Origin of the sequence: Pseudomonas sp. RW3S2, assembly GCF_014268955.1 — a bacterium.
Classification (GTDB): domain Bacteria; phylum Pseudomonadota; class Gammaproteobacteria; order Pseudomonadales; family Pseudomonadaceae; genus Aquipseudomonas; species Aquipseudomonas wayambapalatensis.
Window position 1 is genome coordinate 22610 of sequence record NZ_JABWRM010000020.1, and the last position, 19498, is coordinate 42107.

Consider the following 19498-nt stretch of genomic DNA (forward strand, 5'->3'; position numbering starts at 1 on the left):
CCGAAAACGACTCGCCCCTTGTGGGAGCGGCCTTGTGCCGCGATCGGGCGCGCAGCGGCCGCAATCCAGGCGACCGAGGTCATCCGAAACATCTCAGAGCCTGGTTTTACGGCCGCTGCGCGCCCGATCGCGGCACAAGGCCGCTCCTACAGGTGCGCCGGAGATATCACCATTCGTCAAATAATCAATTGAAGGATATCAAAATCACTATTAGCTTAACCATTAAATCGAACAATAAATATCGCACAGCGATACGTGAGGCTTGAATTGTACGATCCATTGGTTGATGCGAACCCAGGCCGGGCCCAGCCCCATGCGCCGTCCTATTGGGCCGATACCGCAGGTTCGCCGGTCGCCGACGATGGCCCGGTGCGTGGCAACGAAGACGTCGAAGTGGCGATCATCGGTGCCGGCTACACCGGCCTCAGTTGCGCGCTGCACCTGGCCCGCGAGCACGGGGTGCGAGCGGTGGTGCTGGAGGCGAACCAGACCGCCTGGGGTTGCAGCGGACGCAATGGCAGCTTCGCGCGCATTTCCGGTGGCCGCGTGCCGCTGGCTGCGCTGATCGAGCGCTACGGCGCCGACACCGCGCGCCAGTACTTCAACGAGATGCGCCAGGCGCTGGACACCACCCGTGGCCTGATCCGCGACGGCAACATCGACTGCGACGCGCAGCCCGATGGCGTGTACAAGGTCGCCAGCAAGGCCATCCACGTCGAGTCGCTCAAGCGCGAAATGGGCCTGTACAACGACCTGCTCGACTACCCGGCCCACTTCGTCGAAGCCGCCGACCTGCAGTCGGTGCACGCCGGTGCCGAGTCGTTCGGTGCACTGCACATGCCCGACGGCTTCAGCATGCATCCGCTGAAACTGGCCTGGGGCGTACAGCGCATGGCCCGCGAGGCTGGCGCGCGGGTGCACACCGGCTCGCCGGTCACCGCCTGGACCAGCAGCGCGCAGGGCCATCGCCTGGTCACGCCAGGCGGGGTGATCACCGCGCGCAAGGTGGTGGTCGCCACCAACGGCTACACCTCGCGCCAACTGCACCCGGCACTGACCGGGCGGATCCTGCCGGTGCACTCGCAGATCATCGTCACCCGGCCGATGAGCGCCGCCGAGAAGCAGGCCAGCCTGCCGGGTGCCGACTGCATGTTCGATACCCGCAACCTGCTGTTCTATTACCGCCGCCTGCCAGACGACCGCATCCTCTTCGGCGGTCGCAGCGCAGTGAACGGCCGCGACGCGGAAAACCCGCTGCACCGCGAGCGCCTGCTGGCGGCGCTGTGTCGCAAGTTCCCGGCGCTGCAGGGCATCGACGTGGATTACAACTGGGGCGGCTGGGTCGCGGTGACCAACAACTCGCTGCCGCACTGCTACCCGATCCAGGGCGTGGCCAATGCCTACACCGGCGGCGGTTATGCCGGCAGTGGCGTGTCGTTCTCGCTGCAGACCGGCAAGCGCCTGGCGCAGATGGCCTGCGGCGAAGCCCGGCCCACGCCGGTGCCGTTCCTGCACCAGGCGCCCAAGCCGTTCCCGTTCCAATCCTTCCTGCGTGTCGGCCAGCGCATGGCCTACGCCTGGTATCGCTTCAAGGACGCCGAGCGCGCGTCCGTCTAACTGGAGAGCGTCATGATCTATAGCGAGTACCTTATCGACGGTGAGCTGGTGCGCGGGCAGGGCGACGAGTCGCCGATCCTGGCGCCAGCCGACGAGCGTGTGCTGCATGTGCTGGCCGATGCCTCGCCTGCCCAGCTGGATGCCGCCGTCGATGCCGCCGAGCGTGCCTTCACCGGTTGGGCGCGCACGCCACCGCGTCAGCGCGGCTACCTGCTGCTCAAGCTGGCCGAGCGCATTGAGGCCGACGCCCAGGCGCTCGGCACCCTGGAAAGCCAGAACTGCGGCAAGCCGCTGCAAAAGGCGATTGGCCACGAAGTGCCGGCGGTCGCCGATGTGTTCCGCTTCTTCGCCGGGGCTGCGCGTTGCCTGCCGGGCAGCGCCGCTGGTGAATACGTCGCCGGCAGCACCAGCATGATCCGTCGCGACCCGCTCGGCGTGGTCGGGCTGATCGCGCCGTGGAACTACCCATTGCTGATGGCAGCCTGGAAGCTGGCCCCGGCCCTGGCCGCCGGCAACACCGTAGTGTTCAAGCCGTCCGAGCTGACGCCACTGAGCGCCCTGTACCTGGCGCGGCTGTGCGCCGAGATCTTCCCGCGCGGGGTGGTCAACATTCTTTCCGGGCGCGGTGCCACCCTCGGCGCGCAGCTCAGCGCCCATCCCAAGGTGCGCATGGTCTCGGTCACCGGCGACATCGCCACCGGCCAGGCCGTGGTCCGCGCCGCCGCCGGCAACCTCAAGCGTACCCACCTGGAGCTGGGCGGCAAGGCGCCGGTACTGGTGTTCGCCGATGCCGACATCCCGGCAGCCGTGCGCATGATGCGTACCGGCGGCTACTACAACGCCGGGCAGGACTGCACCGCGGCCTGCCGTGTGTATGTCGCCGAATCGGTGCGCGAGCAGTTCCTCGAACATCTGGTCGCTGAGGTCTCGACGCTGCGTACCGGTCACCCGGAAGATCCGGCCAGCGACTTCGGCCCGCTGATCAGCCGTCGCCAGCAGGAGCGCGTGCAGGGCTTCGTCGACCGTGCCGCGGCGCTGGCGCATAGCGAAGTACTGGTTGGCGGCAAGGTTCCCGACGGCCCGGGTTTCTTCTTCCAGCCGACCGTCATCGCCGGCGTGCGCCAGGACGACGAGATCGTGCAGAAGGAAGTGTTCGGGCCGGTGGTGTCGGTCACCGCCTTCGACGATGAGGAGCAGGTGCTGGCCTGGGCCAACGAAAGCGAATACGGCCTGTCGGCCTCGGTGTGGACGCGCGATGTGAAGAAGGCCATGCGTACCGCCAGCCAGCTGCAGTACGGTTGTGTCTGGGTCAACCAGCACATGACACTGGCCACCGAGATGCCCCATGGCGGGCTGCGCCAGTCGGGCTACGGCAAGGACTTGAGCCTGTACGGCCTGGAGGATTACACCAGCGTGCGGCACATCATGATCGACATCGGCTGAGGCCGGGTCACTACACAACAACACAAGAACACAACAACAAGCAGGGATGACTGCAGGACTGGATGTCCATGACGTTTCGCCAACTGTCTAACTACAACAAATGCAGGGGTTGAACATGAAACGATTCGAATGGCGTGCAGGCACCGTGGCGGTATTGCTGGGGCTGTGCACCTGGCAGGCCCACGCGGCCGAAAGCGTGACCTTCGCCGGCTGGGGTGGCGCCTTGCAGGACGCCGAACGCAAGGCCTACCTGGAACCTGCGGCGAAGAACCTGGGTATCGCCGTCAAGGAAGACAACATGGACGGCCTGGCGGCGGTACGCGCCCAGGTGATGTCCGGCAAGCCCAAGTGGGATGTGGTTGAGCTGGCCTCAAACGACTGCATGGTGGCCGAGAAGGAAGGCCTGACCGAGCCGCTGGACTTCTCGGTGATCAAGACCGAGGGCGTCGATCCCAGGTTCTACGGCAAGAACTGGATCGCCAGCCACGCCTACTCGACGGTCCTGGCCTGGAGCACCGAAGGCGGTGCCGCCAAGGCCCAGACCTGGAAGGACTTCTTCGACCCGTCCGTGAAGGGGCCGCGCGCCCTGTACCGCAACCCGTTCACCACGCTCGAAGTGGCACTGCTGGCCGACGGCGTGGCGCCCAAGGATCTCTACCCGCTGGACGTCGAGCGCGCCTTCAAGGTGCTCGAGCGGATCAAGCCGCAGGTGGTCAACTGGTGGAGCAGCGGCACCGACTCGGCGCAGTTGCTGCGCAGCCACGAGGTGGACTTCCTGGCCATCTGGGCCTCGCGCGTCGAGGACCTGAAGAAGGCCGGTCAGCCGGTGGACTACACCTATGACAAGGCGCTGCTCGACTATGACTGCGTGGTGGTGCCCAAGGGTGCCCCGAACAAGGCCCAGGCCATGAAGCTGATCGCGCAGATCATGTCGCCGCAAAGCCAGGCCATGCTTGCCACGCTGATCCCCAACCCGCCGGTCAACAGCAAGGCCTTCGACACCGGCATCATCCCGGCGGACCTGGCGAGCAAGCTGCCGACAGCACCCGCGAACGTCGACAAGGTGGCCTTCTTCGACCCGGCCTGGTGGCAAGGTCGCCAGGCCGAACTCCAGCAACGTTTCGACCTGTTCATCCAGAACTGATCGACCTTTCCGCGCCCTGTGCAAGCGGGGCGCACCTGGAGAAAAGCACATGCACAAACACCTGATCAAAGGCGCTGCGTTCAGCCTGCTAGCCAGCGCACTGTTCGCCGCCACGGCACATGCCGACGGCGGTATCACCTTCGCCGGCTGGGGTGGCGCCCTGCAGGATGCCGAGCGCAAGGCGTACCTCGAACCTGCCGCCAAGGCGCTGAACATTGCCATCCGCGAAGACAACATGAACGGCCTGGCCGCCGTGCGCGCCCAGGTGATGTCAGGCAAGCCGAAGTGGGACCTGGTCGAACTGGGCATCACCGACTGCGTGCAGGCCGAAAAAGAAGGGCTGTCCGAGCCGCTGGACAAAAGCGTGATCGACATCCGCGACATCGACCCGGCCGTGGTCGGCAACAACTGGATCGCCAGCCATGCCTACGCCTCGGTGGTGGCTTGGGCCAAAGACACCGGCAAGCCGGTGGCCCAGACCTGGCAGGCGTTCTTCGACCCCAATGTCAAAGGCGCGCGGGCCATGTACACCAAGCCCTGGCAAACGCTGGAGGCCGCGTTGATCGGCGATGGCGTGGCCCCGGCGCAGCTGTATCCCCTGGACATCGATCGCGCGTTCAAGGCCCTGGAGCGGATCAAGCCGCAGGTCGTCAACTGGTGGAGCGCCGGTGCCGACTCGGCGCAATTGCTGCGCAGCCGCGAGGTGGACTTCCTGGCGATCTGGAACGGGCGCGTGGCCGAGGTGGCCAAGTCCGACGACGCGGTCGACTACAGCTTCGACGGCGCCATCCTTAGCTACGATTGCCTGATCGTGCCGCGCGGTGCGCAGAACAAGGACCTGGCCATGCGCGTGATCAACCAGATCATGCAGCCGACCAGCCAGGCGACGCTGGCGACCTTGATCCCCTACGCGCCGGTCAACAGCCGCGCCTACGAGGTCGGCCTGATCAGCGCCGAGCAGGCCAGCCGCCTGCCGACCTCGCCGCAGAACATTGCCAAGGTGGCGAAGATCGACCCGCATTGGTGGGTGCAGAACCAGCAGGCGGTGCAGCAGCGTTTCGAGTTGTTCATCGCCCACTAGGACGAGGCGGGCCGTGCTGGCCCGCGTCATAACCCGTGTTCCGTGCCGCTTGCGGCCCCGAGTCTGACCATGTCTGAAGATACGAAGCTCTCGACCTCCATCGACATCGAGCATGTCACCAAGACCTACGGCAGCTTTGCCGCGCTCGATGACGTCTCCCTGAACATCCGCAGTGGCGAGTTCCTGTCGCTGCTGGGCTCGTCCGGTTCGGGCAAGACCACCTTGCTGATGGCCCTGGCCGGCTTCGTGCGCCCGGACGCCGGCAGCATCCGCTTCGGCGGGCGGGAAATGGTGTTCGAGCCGCCGCACAAGCGCGACCTGGGCATGATGTTCCAGAACTACGCACTGTTCCCGCACATGAACGTGTTCCAGAACGTCGCCTACCCGCTGAAGCTGCGCGGCTACAGCCGTGACGAAATCCGCAAGCGAGTCGGCGAGGCGCTGGAGATGGTCGAGCTGGACAAGCTGGTCGGGCGGCGCATCGACGAGATGTCCGGTGGCCAGCGCCAGCGCATCGCCCTGGCCCGAGCGATCGTCTTCGAGCCGAAGATCCTGCTGATGGACGAGCCGCTGTCGGCGCTGGATAAACGCCTGCGCGAGACCATGCAGCTGGAGATCCGTCGCCTGCACGAGCGCCTCGGCATGACCGTGGTCTACGTCACCCACGACCAGCGCGAGGCACTGACCATGTCCGACCGCATCGCGGTGATGAGCCAAGGGCGGATCCAGCAGATCGACACCCCCGAAAGCCTCTACGAACGCCCGGCCAACCGCTTCATCGCCGAGTTCGTCGGCGAGTCGTCGTTCCTGCCGGTGGCCATGCGCGAGGGCAGGGCATGGTTCCGCGACCAGCCGTTGCAGGCGGTGTTCAGCGAAGGCTGCCTGAACAACCCGAGTATCCTCCTGCGCCCCGAGAAACTGCGCTTCGTCGATGACGGCCAGCAGGGCCTGAACCTGTTCCGTGGGCAGGTCCACGACGTCATCTACCAGGGCGAAAGCCAGTTGCTGCAAGTGGACCTGGGCGAAGGCACGCAAGTGTCGATCCGCCGCCCCTCGCGCAGCTCCTCCGGTGACCGCCTGCCGACGCGTGGCGATCACGTGGTGCTCGGCCTGCACCCGCAGGACAGCCTGATCGTGGGGGACTCGGCATGACTGCGCTCAACCTGCAAGGCGCGCTGCATGGCCAGGCCCTGCAACGCGCGGGCAAGCGCCACGGCTGGTTCCTGCTCTCGCCAATGCTGCCGGCGCTGCTGCTGGTGCTGGTGACTTTCGTGCTGCCGATCGGCTGGCTGTTCGGCCTGTCGCTATTCGATGCCGACGGCAACCTCAGCGCCGGGAACTACACGCGCCTGCTGCAACCGATCTACGTGCTGGCGTTCACCCAGACCTTCAAGATCGCCCTGATCGTCACCGTAGTCTGCGTGCTGCTGGGCTACCCCTACGCCTACTTCATGGTCCACGCGCCGCGCCGCCTGGCAGGCCTGGCGATGGCGCTGCTGCTGATCTCGCTGTGGACCTCGCTGCTGGTGCGCACTTACGCCTGGCTGGTGCTGCTGCAGCGGCGCGGCCTGGTCAACGACGTGCTGACCTCGCTGGGCATCGTCGACACGCCGCTGGCGCTGGTGCACAACCTCACCGGCACGGTGATCGGCATGACCCACATCATGCTGCCGTACATGGTGCTGCCGTTGTATGCGGCGATGAAGAGCATCAACCCGCTGTACCTGCAGGCCGCCTCGACCTTCGGTGCATCGCCGACGCGGGCGTTTCGCGATGTGTTCCTGCCGCTGTCGCTGCCGGGGCTGGCTGCGGGCGCGACCTTGGTGTTCGTGCTCAGCCTGGGCTTCTACGTGACCCCGGCGCTGCTCGGGGGCGGCAAGGTGCAGATGCTGTCGATGCGCATCGAGAGCGATGTGTCGATGTACGCCAACTGGGGCGCTGCCTCGTCGCTGGGCGTGGTGCTGCTGGTGGCCACCCTGGTGATCCTGTTCATCGTCAAGAAGATCGCCGGCCTGGGCCGGCGCAGCGAGTGAAGCCATGAACCGACCCCTGAACCACTGGCTGGGCCTGGCCGCCCGCCGCGCCTGGCTGTACCTGCTGGTGCTGGCGATCATGGTGTTCCTGCTGACGCCAACCCTGATCGTGTTGCCGATGTCGCTGTCGGATGCGCGCTACCTGAGCTTTCCGCCCAAGTCGCTGAGCCTGCAGCCGTTCTTCAGCTACTTCGCCTCGATCGAGTGGCAGAGCGCAACGCGCATCTCGCTGATCACCGCGACCCTGACCATGATCCTGGCCACCACCCTGGGCACTGCGGCGGCCTACGCCCTGCACAACAGCCAGCAACGCTACCTGGGCCTGCTGCGCGGGCTGATGATGGCGCCGATGATCGTGCCGTCGATCTTCATCGCCATCGGCCTGTTCTTCGTCTACGCGCGGCTGGACCTGAACAACAGCATCCCGGGCCTGGTGCTGGCGCACACGTTGTTGGCGCTGCCGTACGTGATCATCAACGTCGGTGCCGGGCTCAAGACCTACGACATGACCCAGGAACACGCCGCCTGCATTCTGGGCGCCAGCCGCCTGCGTGCATTCTTCGACGTGACCCTGCCGCAGATCCGCTTCTCGGTGGTGTCTGCGGCCATGCTGGCGTTCGCCGTGTCGCTGGATGAGGCGGTGATCTCGCTGTTCATCAGCGGCGGCGACAGCGCCACGCTGACCAAGCGCATGTTCAGCTCGCTACGTTCGGAGATCGATCCGCTGATCGCCGTGGTCGCCACTTTGATGACCCTGTTGTCGATCATCATGCTGGCGGTCAGCCTCACTGCGCAGCGACGCGCCCAGCGCCGGAGCGAGTCATGAGCCTGCGCCTGCCGGGCGCCAGTGGCGCGCCGCTGAGTTTCAGCTGGAATGGCCGGCGCCTGCAGGCCCTGGCCGGCGACAGCGTCGCCCAGGCACTGCTGGCCAACGGCATTCGCGGCCTGGCCTGGACGCGCAAGGCGCACCGGCCCATGGGCTTGTCGGGGCTCTACACCACGGGCGTGCTGGCGCGGGTCGATGGTGTACCCAACGTGCGCCTGGACCAGTGCCTGGTGCGCGAGGGCATGCAGGTCAGCCGACAGAACAGTTGGCCGAACCCGCGTTTCGACCTGCTGCGCCTGGCACGGCTGGTGCCGTCCGGCTGGATCAAGGGCGGGTTCGAACAGAGCAACCTGGTGCCCAGCGGCGGTCGACTGTTCCAGCACTGGGAGGCATTGCTGGCGTTCCTGGCCGGTGTGGCCGAGCCCGCCGACCAGGGCTTCGCCGGCCCACCTCCGGTCGGCCAGCGGCTGCGCGCCGAGGTGCTGGTGATCGGCGCTGGGCCTGCTGGCTGCGCGGCGGCCAACCGCGCCGCGCAGGAGGGGCGCGAGGTGCTGCTGGTGTCCCGTGGCGAGTCGCCCGCGCGGTATGCCCGGCAAGCCGGTGCTGCGCTGGCGCCGCTCGATCCGCGGGTGCGCTGCCTGTTCGGCGTTGAGGTGTTCGGTGCCTACCGTGAAGGTCGCCTGCTGCTCGGTGCGCCGATCGATCCCGCACGCGGCGCGGTGGCGCTGGAGGCCGACGAGGTGATCCTGGCCACCGGGCGCAGGGTGGTGCCGACTCTGGTCCCCGGTGCCTGGTTGCCCGGGGTGATGGATGCGCGCACGGCGCTGGCACTGGCTGCCGACCGACGCATTGCGCCGGGCAAATCGGTGGTCGTGCTTGGCGACGGACAGCAGCAGGCCCTGGCCAATCGCCTGCGTCAGCTGGGTGTGCAGGTGGTGGCGGTGGCCGAGGTCGCTGAGCTGCAGCGGGTCATTGGGCACAACCGGGTCAGGGCTGTGCAACTCGAGCGCCTGCAGCCCTGCGATGCGCTGGTGTTGGCTGGCCCCGGGCTGTTCGACGACAGCCTGAGCTTCCAGGCCTCGGCCAGCGGGCGGCTGCAATTGGTCGGCGCGCGTTCTTCGCTGCGCCGCGCAGGCAGTGCCGCCGAGCCCGACCCGGCGCTGGCCCCCGCCCAGGACGCAGCCGTGCTGCTGTGTCCGTGCTTCGATGTGTCCGGGCGCGAGGTCGATGAACTGCTGGAGCAAGGCATCGACGACCTGGAGGTGATCAAGCGCCTGACCTCCTGCGGCATGGGCCCGTGCCAGGGCCAACCGTGCTGGGACTCGCTGCGAGCCTACGTCGCCGGACGCCTCGGCGTGCCCGTGCTGCAACTGGCGCGGCCGACCCTGCGCCCGCCGCGCCGGGCCCTGACCGTGGCCCAGGCCGCTGGTCTTTGCGACGTCGTGGAGCCACTGCAATGAACCTGAATGCCCCGCTGCCCAAGCGTTGCAGCATCCTTATCGTCGGCGCCGGTATCCAAGGCCTGTCGCTGGCGTTCAACCTGGCCGAGCGCGGTGTGCGCGACATCCTCGTGCTGGATGCCGGCTATTGGCAGGGCGGTGCGTCGGGACGTAACGGCACCCTGATCCGTGGCGCCTTCAGCTCGGTGGAGTGGACGTGCTTCTTTGCCTACTCCAACCAGCTCTGGCATGGCCTGTCGCGGCGCCTGGGCGAGAACGTCATGTACTCGATGCGCGGCTACAGCATGATCGGCGAGCGCACGGCCACCGCCGAACTGCTGCATCGCACCCGCGAAGTGCACCGCGAATGCGGCATCGATTCGCAGTTGCTCGACCCGGCACAGTTGCGCAATGTGCTGCCGGCCCTGGCCCACGAGCGGGTCAGCGCCGCCCTGCACCTGCCGGGCAGCGGCGTGGCGCCGCACCATGCGGCGATGCATGCCTATCACAAGGCCTGCGAGCGCTTGGGCGTGACCCTTCGCTATCGCACGCCGGTCGCTGCCATCGACCGCAGCGCTGGCCGTGTCAGTGGCGTGCGGGTAGGGGAGCAGCGCATCGATGCCGACGTCGTCGTGCTGGCCGGCGGCGCCAACAGCAATGCCCTGGCGCAGATGGCCGGGGTGCCGCTGGAGGGTTACCCGATGCGCCTGGAAGCCATGGCCCTGGAGCCGACCCGCCCGCTGATCGGCCCGGCCGTGGCCCTGCTCGACCGGCTCTGCTACATGCACCAGACCGCGCGTGGCGAAGTGGTGGGAGGCGCCGAGGTGGCCGAACGCCCGCAGGACACCCTCAATGCCGACGTCCCGGTGATGGCCGCGACCGCCAAGGCCTACATGGAGATGTTCCCGCAACTGGGCCAGGCGCGTATCCTTCGCCAGTGGGCCGGGCTGGTCCACATTTCGCCCGATTTCGGGCCATTGCTGGGGGCGCACCCCGCCTTGCCGGGGCTGTTCGTCAGTGCCGGCTGGTGCTACGGCCATGCCGGGGCGCCGGCGGCCGGCGAGCTGCTGGCCAGGGCCATCGTCGAAGGGACGGTGGACGAGCGCATGAAACCCTTCGCTGTCGAGCGCTTCGTACAAGGGCGTCCGGTGGTCGAGCCGGGCATCGTGCTGAGTCATTTCGAATGAACAATCGTGAATGGGAGCATCCTTTCGCGGCGGCCGAGCCGGCCGTCCGGGTTGCCTCCCTCAGAGCTGTCAGAAAAGGATCGAACGCCATGAGCGCCGCTGAAGAATCGCCCCTGTTCGTCACCGCCCTGTCCAAGGGGCTGGCGGTCGTCACTGCGTTTCGCAGTGGCCGGCCGAGCATGAACCTGGTCGAGCTGGCCGAAGCCACGGGCCTGAACAAGAGCACGGTGCAGCGCTCGGTGTACACCCTCGAAACCCTCGGCTACCTGGCCAAGGATGCCGTGACCAAGCGCTATCACCTGACCCCGCGCTCGCTCGACCTGGGCTCTGGCTACCTGCAGACCAGCGAGCTGGTCGAGCGCGCCAACCCTTACCTGCACGAGCTCAACCGCGACACAGGCGAGAGCTGCAACCTGCTCGAGCCCTGCGGAACGGACATGCTCTACGTGGCGCGTTTCCCCAGCCACAAGCAGATCCCGATCCACGTGCCGCTGGGCCGTCACCTGCCGATGTACTGCACCGCCGCGGGCCGTGCCTACCTGGCGGCGCTGCCGGAGCGCGAGAGCGAGGCCATCCTCGATGCCTCGCAACTGATGGCGCACACCTCCAGCACCGTGACCGACCGCGAGCGCCTGCGCGAGATCATCGCCAATGCGCGCAAGGACGGCCATGCCTTCGCCAGCGAACAGTACTACGTCGGTGACATCAGCGTGGCGGCGGCGGTGGTCAATGCCGATGGCTACCCGCTGGGCGCGGTCAACGTCGCTGTGCCGCTGGGGCGCTGGAACCTGGAGGATGCCAGGAAGGACCTGGCGCCGAAGGTGATCAACACCGCGCGCTCCATTGCCAGCGCGGTGCGCAGCCTGCGTCCCTTGACCTGATCGATTCCCCGTAAACCGGGGTCGCTGCGCGCCCCAATCGCGGGACTAGCCCGCTCCCACACGGACAGCTCCCGTCTGTAGGAGCGGGCTTGCCCCGCGATGGGCCTCGCAGCAACTCCACCCATGCCAACGCACCCTCGTATGCGTGACGGCCCCCGTTTGTCCGAAATAACCTGGAGTCCCCATGTCCATCCAACGTTTCCAGCCCAACAACAACCGCCTCAGCCACGCGCTGGTGCACAACGGCATCGTCTATGTCACCGGCCAAGTACCGGCCGACCGTACCCAGGACGTGCGCGGCCAGACCGCCCAGGTGCTGGCGCGCATCGACGAGTTGCTGGCCGAGGCCGGCTCCGACAAGTCGCACATCCTTTTCGCCCAGGTGTGGCTCAAGCACGCCGTGCAGGATTTTGCCGAAATGAACGCCGCCTGGGACGCCTGGGTGCCGAAGGATGCACTGCCGGCCCGTGCCACGGTCGAGGCCAACCTTGCTGCCGAGAACATCCTCGTTGAAATCGCCGTTCAGGCCGCGGTCAAGGAGTAAGGTCATGGCGACGATCAAGCATCTGATCCACGGCGAGCCGGTCGCGAGCGGCGGGCGCACCGCCGAGGTGTTCAACCCGGCCACCGGCCAGGTCATCCATCAACTCGAACTGGCCAACCGCGCCACCGTGCAGGCGGCCATCGACTCGGCCAAGGCCGCGTTCCCGGCCTGGCGCAACACGCCACCGGCCAAGCGCGCGCAGGTGATGTTCCGCTTCAAGCAGCTGCTGGAGCAGAACGAGGCGCGTATTGCACAGATGATCAGCGAAGAGCATGGCAAGACCATCGAGGATGCCGCTGGCGAACTGAAGCGCGGGATCGAGAACGTCGAATTCGCTTGTGCTGCACCCGAGATTCTCAAGGGTGAGTACAGTCGCAACGTCGGCCCGAACATCGACGCCTGGTCCGACTTCCAGCCGCTGGGCGTGGTGGCTGGCATTACCCCGTTCAACTTCCCGGCGATGGTGCCGCTGTGGATGTATCCGCTGGCCATCGTCTGTGGCAACGCTTTCATCCTCAAACCCTCGGAGCGCGATCCGAGCTCGACCCTGTATATCGCCCAACTGCTGCATGAAGCCGGCTTGCCCAAGGGCATCCTCAACGTGGTGCATGGCGATAAGGAAGCGGTGGACGCGCTGATCGAGGCACCGGAAGTCAAAGCGCTGAGCTTCGTGGGTTCGACGCCGATCGCTGAATATATCTATGCAGAAGGCACCAAGCGCGGCAAGCGCGTGCAGGCGTTGGGCGGCGCGAAGAACCACGCGGTGCTGATGCCGGATGCCGAGTTGGACAACGCGGTCAACGCGCTGATGGGCGCCGCCTACGGCTCGTGCGGCGAGCGCTGCATGGCGATCTCGGTGGCAGTGTGCGTGGGTGACCAGGTTGCCGATGCGCTGATCGCCAAGCTGCAGCCACAGATCAAGGCCCTGAAGATTGGTGCCGGCACCCAGTGTGGGTTGGACATGGGGCCGCTGGTGACGGCGGCTGCGCGTGACAAAGTGCTGGGTTATATCGACGATGGCGTGGCGGCTGGCGCCGAGCTGGTGGTCGATGGTCGCGGTTTCTCGGTGGCAGGCAACGAGAACGGCTACTTCGTTGGCGGCACCTTGTTCGACCGGGTGACGCCGCAGATGCGCATCTACCAGGAGGAGATCTTCGGCCCGGTGCTGTGCGTGGTGCGTGTGCAGAGCCTGGAAGAAGCGATGCAACTGATCAACGATCACGAGTACGGCAACGGCACCTGCATCTTCACCCGCGACGGCGAAGCTGCGCGGCTGTTCTGCGACGAGATCGAGGTAGGCATGGTGGGTGTGAACGTGCCGCTGCCGGTGCCGGTGAGCTACCACAGCTTTGGTGGCTGGAAGCGCTCGCTGTTTGGCGACTTGCATGCCTATGGGCCGGACGGTGTGCGCTTCTATACCCGGCGCAAGGCGATTACCCAGCGCTGGCCGCAGCGTAAGAGCCACGAGGCGTCGCAGTTCGCGTTCCCTAGCCTTTGAGGTTGATCTGACTGGCGCTTTCGCGGGCAAGCCCGCTCCTACAGAGGGTAAACCTGTAGGAGCGGGCTTGCCCGCGAAAGGGCCGGTCAGGCCACCACAACACTCAGCTACGACACGCCAGCAACGCCAGCAACGCCAGCAAATGCTCAGCAAAAATCTCCGGCCGCCCTTCGAACAACCGCTGCAACGGCTTCCCGCTCCCCAGGTGCGCATACAGCGCCCCCCGCTGCGCCGGTTCGCTCACCATGCGCACCGCCGCCTCGATGTACTGCTCCACCGTCGCGGCAATGGTCCACCCAGGCAACCCCGCCCGCCTGAACAACCCCTCGTCGATATGCTCGAACACCTCCGGCCCGGTCTTGCATACCCCTGGCAACCCCAAGGTGAAGGCGTCGATGATGCCGTTGGTGTTGCCGAACGGAAACGGGCTGAGGAACAGGTCGCAACGGTCGAAGGTGTCCAGGTACTGCGCATAAGGCTGGTGCGGGTGCACCACGGCATCCGGGACATAGCGGCGGATCAGGCGCTGTAGCTGCGGATAGAGCAACCCCTGCGCCTGGCCGATGAGAAAGTGCAGGCGCACGCGGCGGCCATGGCGCTCGCGGCTGCGCTCGACGATCTGCTGGCAGGCCTGGAGAAACTTCGGGTTGAGCTTCATGGTGGTGGCCGCCACGGCAATGGCCACCTCGGGGCTGTCGAGGCGTTCGCGGGCACCGAGCCTGACCTCGATCGCCGAGGGCCGGTACGGCTGGCCGTCGCTGGGCAGCAGGAGCAGACGCTCGCTGAAGCACGCCGGGTCGCCGACGAAGTCCTCCTCGACACTGATGTAGTCCACATGCCGCGAGCCGGTGGTCGCCGGGTGCCCGAGCGCCGCCACCTGCAACGGCGCCAGGCGCAGGTTGGCGACGAACAGGGTAAGCGGGAACATGCCGACACTGGGCATGTACAGCACCTGCGGGCGCATCTCGTTGGCGAGGGCGCGCACCTGGCGCACACAGGCGAGCAGGTCGTCCGGGGCCTCGAGCTCGATGAAGCGGTCGAACACCTTGCGCCCCAGCTCATCGACATTGCTGGCATAGCCGACCGCCCACAGCTCGAAATGCAGGCGGGCTGCCTCCAGGGTGCGCGAGTGGGTGCGGTAGATCGAATGCGCGCCGGAAAACCATTCCAGCACCACCAGCATGCGCGGCTTGCCCTGGCGTGTGCTGGTGGGCGCAGGCAGCGAGACGATGCCTTCGGCGTCCAGCTTGCGCTCGATCAGGCGGCAGATCGAACGCTTGATGCGGTGGCGCTGCGGCAGGTCGGCGTAGCTGCAGTGCATGTACACGTCGTGGATGATCGCCAGCGGCAACTGATCGAGGCTGTCGAGGCTGTCCAGCCGCTCGGGCAGCCAGGCCAGCAGCGCCTCGCGCTTGGAGTGCGCCGCAGGCGTGCCGAGAAAACGCGGCGACAGCAGGGCCATGAACAGCGCCATCGCCAGTTGCGGGTTCTGCGTCCACAGCAGCTCCACATCCAGCGGCAACTGCGACTCCGGTGAGTAGAGGATGCAGAACTTCACCAGTTGCTCCGGCGCCACCTCGAAGCGCTGGCTGTCCTGGCCGTGCAGGTTGAGGGTGCGCAGGATGTGGTCGGCGTTGATGAAAGCGCTGGCGGCGAACAGCGCCGACAGCCAGCGCTGGAAGTTGATCAGCTGGTCGAAGCCACCGGGGCTGATCTGGAACTGCGGGTCGCTGAACAGCGCGCTGATCGCGCAGGTCAGGCGCGTCAGCACGTGGGCTTCGAGCTCGTCCTCCGGCACGGCCGGCGACACCGACAGCCTGAACTGCCCGGACAGCTTGCCGTAGTGGCGGTCGATGATCAGCAGCAGGCGCACCAGCTCGCGCGCCGCCTCCTCGTGCTGGCGCGTGTAGCAGAGCTGCTCGAAGTGTTCCAGGGCGAATGGGGTCTGGTTCATCACGGGCCTCAGTCTTGCACGAGCGTGTCGTCGCCGAGCAGGGCCAGGTCCAGGTGGATCTGGTCGAGCTGCGGCTGCAACGGCGTTTGCCGGTAGTCAGGGTAGAGCACCTGGCTCCAGTTGGCGTAAGCCATCTCTTTTTGCTGGTAGCCACGCACATCGGCGCTGCTGCGCTCGAGCAGCGTGGCGTTGACCCGCCCGCCCAGGCGCTGCACCACCGCGCCGCCGTTGGCCGTGAGCGTGGTGCTGTCGCTGCCGTGAACGACGTAGGCCCCGCTTTGGCTGTCGGCGTCGATCAGCAGCACGCCTTCGTCGACCTGCAGCAGGTTGCTGCCGCTGGCGAAGTTCAGCGCCGTGCCACTGTCGCTGCGGGCGGTGACGGTCAGGTTGCCCTGGCCCGTGCTGATCAAGCTGTTGGCGCCAGTGCCCGAGCCGTTGAAGGTGATGCCAGTGGCGCCGTTGCTGCCGGTGCCGCTCAGGCTGATATCGCCACCTGCCGACTGGATCATCACACCATTGGGGCCGGTGCGCAGGAACACGCCGTTGCCATTGGCGCCGCCGTCGCTGCGCCCGTTCAGGCTGATGGCGCCATCCTGGGTGGCGATGGTGACTGAGCTGCTGGCGCTCGAGGGGTAGAAGTGGATGCCGTTGGCTTGCTGCGAATAGCCCTGGAGGCTGATCGAGCCGCTGCCGGTGGCGCGCAGGTTGGTACGTCCGGTGAGCATGCTGATGCCATGGGCGGCGGTCGCGCTACCGTCGAGGCTGAGGGTGCCGTTCTCGACGCTCAGGCGGTTGATGCCGCTGCTGTAGAAGTCGATGGCATCACCTGCGGCGGTAGTGCGGCCGACCAGGCTGACATTGCCGGAGCCGGTGGTCTGAATGATGTTGGTGACGCTGAGCAAGGCGATGCCGTGGTCCAGTTCGTTGTTATGGGGCGAGTGGAAGTGGCCATTGAGCAGGATGTTGCCGCCTTTGGAACTGATGCGGTTGGTCGAGGCGGTGCCTTTGCCCCCCAGGGCGATGGCGTCGGAGGTGCCGACCGAATCGCCACGCAGGGTGATGATGCCAGTCCCTGTGGTGATGGCTACGCCGCGCGAGTTTCCGGTGGAATTGAGGAAGATGCCGTAGCCGCCCCATTGGGTGCTGCTGGTGCCGCTGATCAGCACATCGCCGCTGTTGCTGCTCAGATCGATGGCGGCGCCACGGCCGGATGGCGCGATGTCCACGCCGCGCCCCGAGGCGCTTGTGCCTTCCAACACCAGCTTGCCGCTGATGCTGTTGACGCGGATGTTCGAGTAGTCGCCGCTGGCATCCAGGTAGAGTGCGCGGAACGAACCGGAGCCGGTGTTGATCACCGCGTTGTCGGCCTTGAGCCGCACATCGCCGGCGCTGCTGGCGATGTTGATGCGTGAGCCCGGTGCGTTGGCGTTGCCGTTGCCCGCCGCGATCAGCGCCAGGGCCGGGGTGTTGCCGCCTGTGGTGTTGCCTTCGACGCTGATGTCGCCCGCGCTGGTCAGGTTGATCGAGGCGCTGGCGCCGGTGACATTGAGCGCGGTGCCATAGCTGCCGCCGCTGTCGCCATCGAGCACGATGCGCCCGCCGTTGTCGCCGCGCAGGTTGACCGCCCCGGTGCCGGAGGCGGCCACATACAGGCCGCGGTTGCTGGCGCTGCTGCCCTTGACCGTGAGCGTACCGCTGCCCACCGAAAGATTCTGCGTGGAGCCTGCGGCGGTGGAGCAGACCAGCACGCCGAAACCTGAAACGGCATTGCCGCTCAAGGTGACATTGCCCGCGCCGCGGGCGGCGATGTTGTTGCTGGTGCTGAATACCCGAGCCCCGTTGCCGCCGCCGAGGTTGTCGGCGCTGATAGCGATGGAGCCTGCGCCATCGGTGAGCAGGTGGCTGCCGCCCCTGAGGATGAAGGCATCGCCTGTGCCGCGGGTGCTGGCCTGGCGAGCAATGATGTCGATATTGCCGCCACCGGCGTCCAAGGTGCTGGCGGAGATGTTCACCGCCGTGGCGCTAGAGCCTGATGCCAGGGTGGTCGAGGTCGCGCCACGGATGCTGATGTCGCCGCCGTTGGTGGTGATCCGCGTGCCGTTGCTGATGGCCACGCCCGTGCCGTTGCTGACGTTGGTGCTGGCGTAGCCATTGACCGGGTCGGCCGCGCTGCCGAGGGTGAGCTTGCCTCCGTTGGTGTTGATGGTGGCGTTGTTCAGGGCGATGGAGCCGTTGCCGCTGTTGTTGAAGTTCGACAGCATCGAGACGTTCAGCGACTTGCCGTCGGCGTTGCTGATGCGGGTGCCCTTCATGTTGACGTTGCGGTGGGCGATCAGCGTCAGGCTGGCATTGCCCTGGGCCTTGACGTTGTCCAGGACGTTGATGTCACCGGAGGTGCCTGCCCCGGAAGAGGTCTGCACGATGATATTGGCGCCTTCGCTGAGCGAAGCGTTGAGCGTCGCCGAGCTGAGGTTGGAACTGCGCCGTGCGTTGGGGGTGAACGGGCTGGTCCGGGAGGTGCGAGTGCTGGCACCGCTGGTGATATTGATGTTGTACGGATCGAGTAGCCAGGTGCCGCCCTGGCCGGACGCTGCGGCCAAGTTGACCAGGCCGGTAACGTCCAACGCGTTGCCGGAGGTCTCGACCAGGCCGCCCTTGCCGGCGCCGGCGCCCGTGGCGCTGATCACCCCTTCGAAGCGGGTGCTGTCACGCGACCAGAGGATGACCTTGCCACCGTCGCCGTCGCCCAGTCCGTTGGCCTCGATGCGCGCATCTTTGCCCATGTAGGTCGCCGTGGCCTGGTGCAGCGGGCCGCTGCCCTGGTAGTCGCCGCCCAGCAGCACGGTGCCACCGCCGGTGCTGCCGGAGGCCTCGATGCGACCTTGCTCGAACAGGCCGACGTATTCGCCGGTCAGGGTCACGTTGCCGCCATGCTCGCCTGCGCCACGGCCGGAGGCGTCGATCACCCCGCTGTTGGCGACCACGCCGTTGTCGCCGCCGTCCAGGACGATCCGGCCGTTGCGCTGTTGCAGGCTGCGCGCCTCGATCATGCCTTCGTTGTTGACCACGCTGCCGACCATTGCATCGCTGGTGCGTGCGCTCATCAGCACGGTGCCGCCATCGGCCTGCAGCAGGCCGCGGTTGGCGACGCTGGCGCCGACCGCCGCTTCATCGACCTGCAGGTTGATCAGGCCGTCGCCGTTGTAGTCGAGGGTAATCTTCTCGCCGCCACCGAGCACCACCGAGCCCATCCGCGCGATCACTGCGCCTTCGTTGCGCACCTCGCCACCGAGCAGGGCAACGCTGCCACCGTCGGCGGCGCGCAGGGTGCCCTGGTTGATCACCGCGCCGCGCTGGCCGTCACCCTGGAAGCGCAGGCGACCGGCCTTGAAGTCGTCGTCGTTGATGTCCAGGGTACTGGCGACCAGGCCGCCGACGTTGACCGACGCACCGTTGCCGAACAGCACGCCGCTGGGGTTGATCAGGTACACCTGGCCGTTGGCGTTGAGCTGGCCGAGGATCTGCGAGGCGTCGCTGGCGGTCACCCGGTTCAGCGCCACCGCCGAGGCGTTGGGCTGGTGGAAGTTGACCCGGGCGTCCTTGCCGATGTTGAAGCGCTCCCAGGTGGCGATCATCTGCTGGCTGTTCTGGGTCACGTCCAGCACATTGCCGGCCTGGCTGATGCCGCCGCTGCCGGAGGTGATCTGGCCGTTCGTCGGCAGGGCGCCTGCGTCCAGCGCCATGGCGTGCTGCGGCAACAGGCCGTGCACGGCGCAGAGTACCGCCAGGGCCAGGGGGGTAAGTGTCGGTCGTGGGCGACGACGGGAAAGGATGGCGTGCATGGTCGTCTC

General features: G+C 66.8%; 14 protein-coding genes. 12 read left to right on the forward strand and 2 right to left on the reverse strand.

Going from position 1 to position 19498, the window contains the following annotated elements; all coding sequences use genetic code 11:
- The first annotated feature begins 267 nt into the window (after nt 1–267).
- The 12 genes from HU748_RS22775 to HU748_RS22830 all read left to right on the forward strand — a co-directional run bounded on the left by HU748_RS22775 (nt 268) and on the right by HU748_RS22830 (nt 13693).
- Nucleotides 268–1617 carry an FAD-binding oxidoreductase gene (locus HU748_RS22775; RefSeq protein ID WP_186722028.1) on the forward strand — a complete coding sequence of 450 codons (1350 nt, stop codon included), beginning with the start codon at nt 268–270 and terminating at the stop codon, nt 1615–1617.
- A 15-nt stretch (nt 1618–1632) separates the two neighbouring features.
- Nucleotides 1633–3060, forward strand: a complete 1428-nt coding sequence (locus tag HU748_RS22780) for an aminobutyraldehyde dehydrogenase (protein WP_186722075.1) — start codon at nt 1633–1635, stop codon at nt 3058–3060.
- A 115-nt stretch (nt 3061–3175) separates the two neighbouring features.
- Nucleotides 3176–4204: an ABC transporter substrate-binding protein gene (locus HU748_RS22785; protein WP_186670322.1), complete on the forward strand. Its 1029-nt coding sequence runs from the start codon at nt 3176–3178 to the stop codon at nt 4202–4204.
- Between the two features lie 49 nt (nt 4205–4253).
- Entirely contained in the window at nt 4254–5285 is a 1032-nt protein-coding gene (locus HU748_RS22790; protein WP_186722029.1) for an ABC transporter substrate-binding protein, read from the forward strand.
- A 69-nt stretch (nt 5286–5354) separates the two neighbouring features.
- A complete protein-coding gene (locus tag HU748_RS22795; RefSeq protein WP_065861865.1) occupies nt 5355–6437 on the forward strand; it encodes an ABC transporter ATP-binding protein in 1083 nt (360 codons plus the stop codon).
- Entirely contained in the window at nt 6434–7318 is an 885-nt protein-coding gene (locus tag HU748_RS22800; RefSeq protein WP_186670327.1) for an ABC transporter permease, read from the forward strand. Before HU748_RS22795 ends, HU748_RS22800 begins: the two co-directional genes overlap by 4 nt.
- Before the next feature lie 4 nt (nt 7319–7322).
- Nucleotides 7323–8144 carry an ABC transporter permease gene (locus HU748_RS22805; protein ID WP_186670329.1) on the forward strand — a complete coding sequence of 274 codons (822 nt, stop codon included), beginning with the start codon at nt 7323–7325 and terminating at the stop codon, nt 8142–8144.
- A complete protein-coding gene (locus HU748_RS22810) occupies nt 8141–9604 on the forward strand; it encodes a 2Fe-2S iron-sulfur cluster-binding protein (RefSeq protein ID WP_186722030.1) in 1464 nt (487 codons plus the stop codon). Before HU748_RS22805 ends, HU748_RS22810 begins: the two co-directional genes overlap by 4 nt.
- Nucleotides 9601–10770, forward strand: coding sequence for an FAD-dependent oxidoreductase (locus HU748_RS22815; RefSeq protein WP_238343439.1), 1170 nt, complete (start codon nt 9601–9603; stop codon nt 10768–10770). Before HU748_RS22810 ends, HU748_RS22815 begins: the two co-directional genes overlap by 4 nt.
- Before the next feature lie 89 nt (nt 10771–10859).
- Entirely contained in the window at nt 10860–11651 is a 792-nt protein-coding gene (locus tag HU748_RS22820) for an IclR family transcriptional regulator (RefSeq protein ID WP_186722031.1), read from the forward strand.
- A 184-nt stretch (nt 11652–11835) separates the two neighbouring features.
- Complete coding sequence (locus HU748_RS22825) at nt 11836–12195, forward strand: RidA family protein (RefSeq protein WP_054894294.1); 360 nt, start codon at nt 11836–11838, stop codon at nt 12193–12195.
- Between the two features lie 4 nt (nt 12196–12199).
- Nucleotides 12200–13693, forward strand: coding sequence for a CoA-acylating methylmalonate-semialdehyde dehydrogenase (locus HU748_RS22830; protein ID WP_186722033.1), 1494 nt, complete (start codon nt 12200–12202; stop codon nt 13691–13693).
- A gap of 103 nt (nt 13694–13796) precedes the next feature.
- Here the strand turns inward: HU748_RS22830 and HU748_RS22835 are convergent, their stop codons facing one another.
- Both HU748_RS22835 and HU748_RS22840 read right to left on the reverse strand, forming a co-directional pair.
- The gene (locus HU748_RS22835) at nt 13797–15647 is read right to left on the reverse strand and encodes a peptide transporter (protein ID WP_186722035.1); all 1851 of its coding nucleotides are present in this window, start codon (nt 15645–15647) and stop codon (nt 13797–13799) included.
- Between the two features lie 8 nt (nt 15648–15655).
- Nucleotides 15656–19489 (reverse strand): filamentous hemagglutinin N-terminal domain-containing protein, encoded by a 3834-nt coding sequence (locus HU748_RS22840; protein WP_186722037.1) that lies wholly within the window; start codon nt 19487–19489, stop codon nt 15656–15658.
- Between the last annotated feature and the right edge of the window lie 9 nt (nt 19490–19498).

Excerpts from the sequence above, each read along its gene's own strand:
- HU748_RS22785 (WP_186670322.1), top strand. The coding sequence starts at position 3,176 with ATGAAACGATTCGAATGGCGTGCAGGCACCGTGGCGGTATTGCTGGGG.
- HU748_RS22790 (WP_186722029.1), top strand. The coding sequence starts at position 4,254 with ATGCACAAACACCTGATCAAAGGCGCTGCGTTCAGCCTGCTAGCCAGC.
- HU748_RS22795 (WP_065861865.1), top strand. The coding sequence starts at position 5,355 with ATGTCTGAAGATACGAAGCTCTCGACCTCCATCGACATCGAGCATGTC.
- HU748_RS22800 (WP_186670327.1), top strand. The coding sequence starts at position 6,434 with ATGACTGCGCTCAACCTGCAAGGCGCGCTGCATGGCCAGGCCCTGCAA.
- HU748_RS22805 (WP_186670329.1), top strand. The coding sequence starts at position 7,323 with ATGAACCGACCCCTGAACCACTGGCTGGGCCTGGCCGCCCGCCGCGCC.
- HU748_RS22810 (WP_186722030.1), top strand. The coding sequence starts at position 8,141 with ATGAGCCTGCGCCTGCCGGGCGCCAGTGGCGCGCCGCTGAGTTTCAGC.
- HU748_RS22815 (WP_238343439.1), top strand. The coding sequence starts at position 9,601 with ATGAACCTGAATGCCCCGCTGCCCAAGCGTTGCAGCATCCTTATCGTC.
- HU748_RS22820 (WP_186722031.1), top strand. The coding sequence starts at position 10,860 with ATGAGCGCCGCTGAAGAATCGCCCCTGTTCGTCACCGCCCTGTCCAAG.
- HU748_RS22825 (WP_054894294.1), top strand. The coding sequence starts at position 11,836 with ATGTCCATCCAACGTTTCCAGCCCAACAACAACCGCCTCAGCCACGCG.
- HU748_RS22830 (WP_186722033.1), top strand. The coding sequence starts at position 12,200 with ATGGCGACGATCAAGCATCTGATCCACGGCGAGCCGGTCGCGAGCGGC.
- HU748_RS22835 (WP_186722035.1), bottom strand. The coding sequence starts at position 15,647 with ATGAACCAGACCCCATTCGCCCTGGAACACTTCGAGCAGCTCTGCTAC.
- HU748_RS22840 (WP_186722037.1), bottom strand. The coding sequence starts at position 19,489 with ATGCACGCCATCCTTTCCCGTCGTCGCCCACGACCGACACTTACCCCC.